The organism is Longimicrobium sp., assembly GCF_036554565.1.
In the GTDB taxonomy this organism is placed as follows: Bacteria; Gemmatimonadota; Gemmatimonadetes; order Longimicrobiales; family Longimicrobiaceae; genus Longimicrobium.
The window spans coordinates 1-9,501 of sequence record NZ_DATBNB010000259.1 but is presented as its reverse complement, the minus strand read 5'-3'; the positions used below and the strand labels follow the sequence as shown (position 1 = coordinate 9,501).

The 9,501-nt window shown below is 70.2% G+C and carries 10 protein-coding genes; 4 read left to right on the top strand and 6 right to left on the bottom strand.

The features are described 5' to 3' along the window. From VIB55_RS07040 to VIB55_RS07015, 6 genes are all read right to left on the bottom strand, one after another. On the bottom strand, positions 1-581 hold a 581-nt coding region (locus VIB55_RS07040; protein ID WP_331875963.1), incomplete at its 3' end, for a PIG-L family deacetylase. Then, the gene (locus VIB55_RS07035) at positions 571-1,458 is read right to left on the bottom strand and encodes a glycosyl hydrolase (RefSeq protein WP_349262999.1); all 888 of its coding nucleotides are present in this window, start codon (positions 1,456-1,458) and stop codon (positions 571-573) included. The genes VIB55_RS07035 and VIB55_RS07040, both read right to left, overlap by 11 nt. Continuing rightward, complete coding sequence (locus tag VIB55_RS07030; RefSeq protein ID WP_331875961.1) at positions 1,455-2,237, bottom strand: TIGR04290 family methyltransferase; 783 nt, start codon at positions 2,235-2,237, stop codon at positions 1,455-1,457. The genes VIB55_RS07035 and VIB55_RS07030 overlap by 4 nt, the downstream gene beginning before the upstream one ends. A gap of 37 nt (positions 2,238-2,274) precedes the next feature. After that, positions 2,275-3,090 (bottom strand): sugar phosphate nucleotidyltransferase, encoded by an 816-nt coding sequence (locus tag VIB55_RS07025; RefSeq protein WP_331875960.1) that lies wholly within the window; start codon positions 3,088-3,090, stop codon positions 2,275-2,277. 2 nt (positions 3,091-3,092) lie between these two features. Next, complete coding sequence (locus VIB55_RS07020; RefSeq protein WP_331875959.1) at positions 3,093-4,208, bottom strand: CgeB family protein; 1,116 nt, start codon at positions 4,206-4,208, stop codon at positions 3,093-3,095. A 561-nt stretch (positions 4,209-4,769) separates the two neighbouring features. After that, positions 4,770-5,981: an MFS transporter gene (locus VIB55_RS07015; protein ID WP_331875958.1), complete on the bottom strand. Its 1,212-nt coding sequence runs from the start codon at positions 5,979-5,981 to the stop codon at positions 4,770-4,772. A 493-nt stretch (positions 5,982-6,474) separates the two neighbouring features. Here VIB55_RS07015 and VIB55_RS07010 point away from each other — a divergent pair, with 493 nt between their 5' ends. The 4 genes from VIB55_RS07010 to VIB55_RS25455 all read left to right on the top strand — a co-directional run. Continuing rightward, entirely contained in the window at positions 6,475-7,395 is a 921-nt protein-coding gene (locus VIB55_RS07010) for a metal ABC transporter solute-binding protein, Zn/Mn family (protein ID WP_331875957.1), read from the top strand. Positions 7,396-7,417: 22 nt separating this feature from the next. Beyond that, complete coding sequence (locus VIB55_RS07005) at positions 7,418-8,227, top strand: metal ABC transporter ATP-binding protein (RefSeq protein ID WP_331875956.1); 810 nt, start codon at positions 7,418-7,420, stop codon at positions 8,225-8,227. Positions 8,228-8,231: 4 nt separating this feature from the next. Then, complete coding sequence (locus tag VIB55_RS07000) at positions 8,232-9,356, top strand: metal ABC transporter permease (protein ID WP_331875955.1); 1,125 nt, start codon at positions 8,232-8,234, stop codon at positions 9,354-9,356. Continuing rightward, on the top strand, positions 9,353-9,501 hold a 149-nt coding region (locus VIB55_RS25455), incomplete at its 3' end, for a metal ABC transporter permease (protein ID WP_349263000.1). The genes VIB55_RS07000 and VIB55_RS25455, both read left to right, overlap by 4 nt.

Genomic DNA, 9,501 nt, shown 5'->3' with positions numbered 1-9,501 from the left:
AGCGTGAGGGTGACCTCGTCACCCCCGTGCCCTGGAGCGAAGGCGCCGGCAACCACCCGATCCTCTACGGCATGATAGAGCGGGAACTCCACGATGCCGGGATACGGGTCTCCGTCCCGGGCCATCAGCGCGCAGGCGGCGTGGACGGCAAAGGAGACGGCGTCGTGGTCCGGGTGGCCGCCCTCGTACGCGGGGGCCAGGACCACCTCCGGGAGGTCGGAGGCCAGCGCGTCGCGCATCCGCAACGCCAGGTCCGCCAGGTCCGACGACGCGTCCTGGTCGGGGATGTCCCACTGCTCCACGCAGTCCCATCCAAGACGCGCCACCGCCAGCGCACACCGCAGCTCGCGGCGGCGCATGGCGGCGTAGTCCTCGCGCGTGGCGGGCGTGGGATCGCCCCAGAGTGCGCGGTCGAACGGTGCACCGTCCGTGGCGCACACCAGCCGCACGTCTGGCAGGCGCGCCAGCACGGCGCCCGTCCCGGCGGTCTCGTCGTCGGGGTGGGCGATGGCGACCAGCACCCGCGGCGTGGCGCCGTAGCCGCGGAGCCAGCCGAAGAAGGTCTGGGCGTCAGCGGCCATACCGGCGCACCATCCGCGCGCAGAAGTCCACGAACTCGCCGATGTCCTTGGGCGGGCTGGTGTAGTGCGGCACCATGCCGCGGTGCTCGGGAGTGAAGCAGAAGGTGACCGTCACGTCGAACTCCTCCAGCGCCCTCATCTGCCGGTCGAACCAGGCCAGCGAGCTGGGGCGGTCGTCGTCGCTCCAGCTGAGGCCGGTCCGCAGCTTCTTGACGCCCAGCTTTTTCAGCCAGCGCACGGCATCGTCCAGCCGGTGGTCTTCGTAGTGGAACCACTGGCAGATGCCCAGCTCGTCCGCGTGCCGGGCGAAGACGTCCATCGCCGGCTTCGGCGTCCCGTCCTCGCGCACCAGCCCCATGTGGAAGTGGCGGAAGTACGACGAGCCTTCGCGCTGCTTGTGGCGGGTGGTGGCCTCCCACTGCCCCGGAAGGTCGAACAGGCTGTACCAGTGCACCCGGTCTGCCCGGCCGCGAAGGACCTCGGCCGTGCGCGTGAGCCCCTCCGCCTGCACGGCGTCGCCGGCGAAGGTGCTGATGCCCACCTCCGTCACCCACACGGGCAGCTCCGTCACCGCCTGGACCGCCGCCAGCCGCTGCGGCCAGTCTTCGATGCTCCACAGGTTCCAGTCCAGCGGAAACCCGTGCACCGCCACCACGTCCATCGAATCCAGCACCCCCAACCCCTTCATGTGGGCGATGAAGCGGGCATCGATGGGCGAGATCCCCCCCAGCACCCGCTGTACCCCCGGCGCCTCCGCGTGGATGGCGTCACCCGCGGCGCGCGCCATCTCCGCGAAGATCCGCCACCCGGGGTCTACCCCGAAGTCCCAGTGCGACGTGTTGTTCGGTTCATTCCATACCATCGCCGCTTCGATCACGAACCCGAGCCTCCCCGCGCGGGATACACGGCCCGCGGCTCGTTGTCAGCGATGCTGCCCCGGCGGCAGAGATACACTTCCTGCTCGGGATGCTCCAGGATGTCGAAGCCCGCGCTGCGCAGCATGGCCTCGGCACCCGCCGCGTTCGGCACCCACCAGTTGGTGGGGTCGCCGCAGTAGCGGTGCTCGATGAAGTACATCTGCGGATAGCCGGCGCGCTGGAAGTGATCCTGCTGCCAGAAGTGGTAGTCGGCATCAACTTCCTCCACCTCCGTCGCTCCGCGCTGCATGCTCTGGAAGAGCAGCAGGTCGCCGACGACGTGCTCGTACAGCAGGTCCAGGGCGAGCAGGGGGTGGCGCAGGTGGTAGAGCACGCCCATGAAGATCACGAAATCGAACTTCTCGCCCAGCCTGGCGACGTCGTACACCGACATGTTGTGGAACTCGATGTCGGTGTATCCCTCGATCTCGGCGGCGAAGCGGGCCTGCGTCAGGTACAGGTCTTCGCTGTCGATGCCCACCACCCGGCTGGCGCCGCGCCGCTTCATCTCCATGCTGTAGAAGCCGGCGTTGCACCCCACGTCCAGCACCGTCTTCCCGGTAAGATCTTCAGGGATGGCGTGCGCGAACGACTGCCACTTGATGGCGGGATAGTCGCCCAGGAAGTGCTCGGGCGCGGTGCTCACCCCGCGCAGCTTCAGGTTGTGGAACCACGGGCCCAGCTCGCGGATTTTGCGCTCCAGCTCTTCGGTGCCGTTCGCGGTGTGGGGCGAGATCAACGTCTCCTCCGGATCGATTTGGATGGTTGGGTTCCGCTCACGCGGGCGAAGCGCCGGCGACGACGGGAACGTGCGCGGCCGCGATGGCGGTGCCCAGCGCGCAGAGCGGCGTGGGGCCCTCGGGGGCCGCCTGGCCGGTGAGCGCCTGGATGGCCTCGCGGTAGCCGTGCAGGGTGCCCACGTCCACGTACGTCTGTCCCGCGCGCACGGCGTGGGCCACGCCGCCGCGCGCCAGCCACGCGTTGACCAGCGTGCCGATGTACTCGTCCTGCCGGCCGCGCTCCTGCCACAGGTCGTGCAGCTCGGCGAAGCACCAGCCGGGGAGCTTGAAGGCGCCCCACACCCAGGGCGTGGCGGCTCCCGGCTGCTTCACCTGGATCTCCTGCACGCGCCCGTCGGCGTCCGTCACCACGGCGTCGAAGAACTCGGGGCGCTCCACGGGAAAGAGCAGGAACGACAGCGAGTCGTCGCCCAGCGCGCACAGGCCGTCCTCGGGAAACCAGACCGTGTCCGGCAGGCCCACGACAACGTGCTCGTCGGGGTGGATGAAGGGAAGCACGCGAAAGATGCTGTCGCAGAGCCCCGCCGGCTTGGGCTGCACGGCGTAGCACACGTCCGCCGTGCCGAACCCGCCGCCGTAGTACTGCACGATGTCGCTCTTGGCCGGCGAGATCACGAAGCAGATCTTGCTCGCCCCGGCGCGGATCATCCGCTCCACCAGGTACTCGCTCACGGCCTTGGGCCGCTCCACCCCGTCGCCGTCCACGCGGCTGCCGACGGGAAGCAGCTCCTTGCTGAACGCGAGCGGCTGAATGCGGCTTCCCGCGCCCGCCGCCGGCACGATTCCCCACATCGTCAGGCCTCTCCCGCCACCGGTGTCTCCCACTCCGCCGCACCCTCGGCCGCGCCGAAGGCGGCATCCAGCACCTGCTCCAGCTCCGCCACCCGCCGCTCGGAGGTGTGCTCGTCCAGCGTGCGCTCCCGCGCGGCGCGCGCCAGCCGGTCGCGCTCGGCGTCGTCCATCCGCATGGCGGCGATCACGTCGGCGGTGTCGTGCGCGACGACGATCTCCGCGCCGGGCGTGAAGAAGGCGTCCAGCCCCTCCCACGCGTCGCTCACGACGGGGCAGCCGCACGCTGCCGCCTCGAACAGGCGGCCGGAGGGGCACCAGCCCATTTCCGCCATCGCCCGGCGGGTGACGTTCAGGGTGAAGCGCGAGGAGCTGTAGAACGTGGGATGGTCGCCCGGCGCCAGGTGGCGGCGGAACCAGGTGTTGCGCGTCCACGGAAAGTCCGGGGGATACTGCGCGCCGGCGATCAGGAACCGCTGCTCGGGAAGCTGCCGGGCGGCGTCGATGAACAGCCGCTCCAGCGCGGCCTGCCGGTCGTCGGCGTACGTTCCCAGGTACGAGAGGTCCGCGCGGTACTCCTCCGTCGCCGCGGCGGGACGATGGACGTCTGGATCCACGTGGCCGTACAGCGGCGCGACGCGGCGCGCGCCCAGGCGGCTGCGCAGTTCATCCAGCGCGGCGCCCCCGGTGTAGCTGAGCACCAGGTCGAAGTCGCGCAGCCCCCGCTCGCCCACGTACGACACCGGTTTGCCACTGGCAAGCGCGTCGAGCGTGACGGGCGTATCCAGGTCGTAGAACGTCTTCACCGCCGCGGGCGACGAGAGAACGAGTTCCGTTGCGGCGAGCCCGTCTGCCTGGTAGCTGGTGACCATCGCCACGTCCGCGTCGGCGAGGTGCGCGCGGGCAAGGGGGAGATTGGCCTCCCAGTCCGGGTACAGGACCAGCGTGGCGCCGGGGATCGCGTCCAGATCGCGGTTGTCGGCGTAGTATGGAACGTCCTTCTCGAAGAACACGACGTCGTGGCCGCGCGCGGCGAGGGCGCGGATCAGCCCCCGCCAGAGCGTGGCGTGCCCGTTGCCCCACGACGAACTGACGGTCAGCCCGAAGATGACCAGCTTCATGCAGTGCCCACCGGGTGGTCGGAATGTGCGGGCTCCGGGCCCTGGGTGTTGCGACGTGCTCACGGAGCGGACCGGGCAGAGTAGCAAGGTCCGCACCGTATTCCGTGCACTTTTCGGCGCAGCTTCTACAAGGCTTTGCAAGTAGATGAACGGGCGGAACTTCGGCGCAACGGCAGGTTTTTGGGTTTGAGGCGGAGCGGTAAACCATCACCGGGTCCCGACCCCCTAGCTCATGCGGCACTAAACCCTATCATCCTGATGAGGGAGCGGCCACGGCGAGGCCGTCGATGCGCAGAAACACGCAGCGACCGAAGAATCCGCCACACACTCGCGGGCGAGCACAATGTCCGGCCCTGCACGATACCGCCTCGCGCCGGAATGAGGAACGCCCGGGCTGCCCCGGTCCCGCGGCATCGGTGCGGCGAGCGTGGTGTGTGGCGGATCCCTCAGTCGCTGCAAAGCCTGTTGTTGCCGCGACCTGGGCGTGGCCGCTCCATCGGGATGACAAACTGCGCTTCGGCGGGTGTGGTGTTGGTGCACGTTCACCCCCACGCGGCACCTTCAGCCGCGTGACGATGCCAGCCGTCGCATTGCGACGATGCCAAGCGCGGGGCCGACGGCCAGCACGCCGAAAGCCAGCGGCCATCCACCGGCGTCGCGCAGGTGCGGGACGGCGGCGATGGACAACGAGGTCAGCAGGAACCCGATCGCCGTCTGCACCGTGAGCGCCGTCCCCACCGCGTGCGCGGGCGCCAGCTCCGTGACCAGCGCGCTGAACTGGGCGGAATCCGCCACGACGGCGAATCCCCACACCACCGCGACGGCCACGGCCAGCCACACGGGCGCGCGGAGGAGCCATCCCATCACCAGCGCGCAGCATCCGCTGACGGCCATCGCCCAGATGGTGATCCGCTCGCGTCCCAGCCGGTCCGCCCACCGCCCGGCCAGCACCGACCCCACGCCTCCCGCCCCGATCATCGCGAATGCGACGACGCCGGCGCGCGCCTGCCCCGCAACGTCCGAGTAGCCGCGCGACACGAAGAAGTCCTCGAAGAACACGCTGACGAACGTCCACGCGGCGTACAGCTCGAACATGTGGCCCAGGTAGCCGTAGATGGCCAGGCGCACCGGCCGGTCGCGCGCGACCTGGCCGATCAGGCCCCACGCGAACGGACGCCGCGCAAACGGAAACGGCCCCTCGCGATAGCCCACGCCCACCAGCACGGCCGCCGCGAGCGCCCCTGCGGAGGCCGCCAGAACCACCTCCCGCCACCCCAGCGACGGAAACGCGCGCAGCAGGTACGGCGTGGCCTTGCCCACGGTGAGCGCCCCCACGACGGTGCCGATCGCCAGGCCGCGGGCGGAGCGGAACCAGGTGGCGACCATCTTCATCGCGGGTGGATACACGCCGGCCAGGAACACGCCCGACAGAAACCGTAGCACCAGCGCGGTGCCGTATCCATCCGCCACCACCAGCGCCGCGTTCGCACCTGCGGCCAGCACGGCGCTCGCGGCGAAGTACCAGCGGCTGGGGAGCAGGTCCGCCAGGTTCAGCACCGCCGCCAGCGCCGTCCCCGCCACGAACCCCAGCTGCACGATCCCCGTCAACCATCCGGTCTCCGACGCCGAAAGCCCCCACAGCTCCTGCAGCCGGGGCGACGCCGCGCTGGCGCTGAACCACACGCCCATCCCCAGCAGCTCCGCGAGGGCGATCAGCAGCAGCGCGCGCCAGCGGTGCGGGTGTGCGTCGGAGTCGATGGGCGGCGAGGTCACGGCTGCGTGTGCTGAAGAACAGGGAGACGAGCTGAAGCCGGAGGGTACGCCGGACGACACCGACTGTGCAATGGCACCGGGCACTCCGTCGCGGATTGTCATTCCGAGGGAGCGGCCACGCCCAGTCAGCCCCGACCTCCCGGCCGGCAGCGACCGAGGAATCCGCCACACACTCCGCGAGGCGCACCCAGACTTCGCTCGCCCCACACCGGTCCGACAAGCGCCCGAGCGTCCACGGCATCGGTGCGATGAGGCACGGTGTGTGGCGGATCCCTCAGTCGCTGCGAAGTGTGGTGTAGCTGCAGGCTGCGCGTGGCCGCTCCATCGGGATGACATCGGCCGCAGGGCGGAGATGTAGCTTCGAACGATCGTGAACGACCGGCACACCCTTGACGCCACAGGTGTTCTGCTTTATCCTGGCCTAAGCACGATTTTAACATCGCTTAAAAGCCGCTTTCGAACGGTGCGGGAATAGAGGATGCGGATGGGGTTGATGCGCGGGCTCGTGGCGGTGCTGCTGGCCGTGGGGGTGGCGGCGGGATGTGCGCCGCCGGAGCCGCCGGATACGGGAGGGCGGCTGACCGTGGTGACCACGGTGGGCATGATCGCTGACGTGGCCAAAAACGTCGGCGGCGACCGCGTGCGCGTCGTGGGGCTGATGGGGCCCGGCGTGGACCCGCACCTGTACAAGGCCAGCGAGGGCGACGTCCGCCGGCTGTACCGCGCGGACGTGGTGTTCTACGGCGGGCTTCACCTGGAGGCCCGCATGGCCGAGGTGCTCGAGGAGATGGGCGAGCGCACCCGGGTCGTGGCGGTCACCGACAGCATCCCGCGCGATTCGCTCCTCCGCACCCCTGCATTCGCCACGTACGACCCGCACGTGTGGTTCGACGTGCGCCTGTGGTCCATGACCGTGGGGCTGATCGCGCGGACGCTGGGCGAGGCGGACCCCGCGCACGCGGCCGAGTACCGGGCCAACGCCGGGCGCTACCGGCGCGAGCTGGCGGAGCTGGATGCCTACGTGCACCAGCAGGCCCAGCGCGTTCCCGCCGAGCGGCGGGTGCTGATCACCGCGCATGACGCCTTCAGCTACTTCGGGCGGCGGTACGGGTTCCAGGTGCGTGGGCTGCAGGGCATCAGCACCGCCGCCGAGGCGGGGACGGCCGACGTGCACGCGCTGGCGGGATTCATCGCCGAGCGCCGCATCCCGGCCGTGTTCGTGGAAACGTCCATCGCGCCGCGAACCATCGAGGCCGTGCGCGAAGCCGTGCAGGCGCAGGGCTTCGACGTGCAGATCGGGGGGTCGCTGTACTCCGACGCGCTGGGCAACGAGGGCACCTCCGCCGGCACCTACGCCGGAATGGTGCGCAGCAACATCGACACCCTGGTGCGCGCGCTGCTGCGCGAGCCTTGAATATTCTGTGATGCGAGGGATCATGAACGAACAGGCGCCCGCCATCGAGGTCAACGACCTCACGGTGGCGTACCGCGACAAGCCCGTGCTGTGGGACATCGACGTGCAGGTGCCCCGCGGCGTGCTGATGGCCATCGTGGGCCCCAACGGCGCGGGCAAGTCCACGCTCATCAAGGCCATGCTGGGATTGGTGCGCGCGGCGGCGGGACAGGTGCTGGTGCACGGCCGTCCGTACGCCGAGCAGCGCAAGCTGGTGGCGTACGTTCCCCAGCGCGGCAGCGTGGACTGGGACTTTCCCACCAGCGTGCTCGACGTGGTGATGATGGGGTGCTACGGCTCCCTCGGCTGGCTGCGGCGCCCGGGGAAGAAGGAGCGCGACGCCGCCCTGGCCGCCCTGGCCCAGGTCGCGATGCAGGATTTTGCCGAGCGGCAGATTTCGCAGCTTTCCGGCGGCCAGCAGCAGCGCGTGTTCCTGGCGCGCGCCCTGGTGCAGAACGCGGGGCTATACCTGATGGACGAGCCGTTCCAGGGCGTCGACGCCAAGACCGAGCGGGCCATCGTCACCGTCCTGCAGCAGCTGCGCGCCGCCGGAAAAACGGTGGTCGTCGTGCATCACGACCTGGAAACGGTGCCCGAGTACTTCGACTGGGTGCTGCTGCTGAACGTGCGCCGCATCGGCATGGGGCCGGTGGACGAGGTGTTCACGGAAGAGAACCTGCGGCTGACGTACGGCGGACGCGTGCCCTTCCTGCAGCGCCGGAACGGCCACCTGGAGGGCGCCAAGCCCGTGGAGGACGCGCGCCGGCCCGACGGGTCCATGGCCGCGGACTGACGCCATGGACTTCTTTTCCGACTACACGCTGCGCATCGTGGCGCTGGGCGCGGCCGCGCTGGGAATGACGAGCGGCGCGCTGGGCTCGTACGCCGTGCTCCGCAAGCAGAGCCTGCTGGGCGACGCCATCAGCCACGCCGCGCTGCCGGGGATCGCCCTGGCCTTTCTGCTCACCGGCAGCAAGGCGCCGCTCGTCCTGGTCCTTGGCGCGGCGGTGGCGGGATGGGTGGGAACGCTGGTGGTGATGAAGATCGTCAACGCCACCCGGGTGAAGGAGGACAGCGCGCTGGGGATCGTCCTCGCCGTCTTCTTCGGCGCAGGCCTGGTGCTGCTGACCATCATCCAGAAGCGCCCCGATGCCAGCCAGGCGGGGCTGGACCGCTTTCTCTTCGGCCAGGCGGCCACGCTGCTGTGGCGCGACGTGGTGATGATCGCCACGCTCGGCGGGCTGGCCCTGGGGGTGGCCGCGCTCTTCTGGAAGGAGTTCAAGCTGCTGGCCTTCGATCCCGACTACGGCGCCAGCCTGGGGCTGCCCATGCGCGGGCTGGACGTTCTGCTGACTTCCGTGCTCGTGGTCTCCATCGTCATCGGCCTGCAGACCGTGGGCGTGGTGCTGATGAGCGCGATGGTCGTGGCGCCCGCCTCGGCCGCGCGGCAGTGGACGGACCGCATGGGAACCATGATCCTGCTCGCTGGCGGAATCGGCGCGCTGGCGGGCGTGTCGGGGGCGATCATCAGCAGCATGAGCCAACACGTGCCCACCGGGCCGACGATCGTCCTGTGCCTTACGGTGCTGGTGCTGTTTTCGATGGCCCTCGCGCCCAACCGGGGGCTGGTGTGGGCCGCCGTGCGCCAGGCGCGCAACCGCCGCACCCTTCACATGCATGCGGTGCTGGCGGACCTGAACGAGCTGGCCGTGCAGCACGGCGGCGCGCATCACGGGCACGCGACGGCCGTGCTGGAGGCGGCGCACCCCGGGGCGCGGCACGAGCTGGAGGAGCTGGAGCAGCGCGGCTGGGCCACGCGCGCGGGCGACGACTGGTCCATCACCGCGGCGGGGCAGGCGGAGGCGCTCCGCGGCGGTCCCGGCACCCGGGGCCGGGGCGACGACGAGGAGGACGCGCGATGATGGTTCCCGAACAGGAGATCCAGTGGATCGCGGCGGTCACCGCGGCGGCGTGCGCGCTTCCCGGCGTGTTCCTGGTGCTGCGCCGGATGGCGCTGATGAGCGATGCCATCAGCCACGCCATCCTGCTCGGCATCGTCATCGGCTT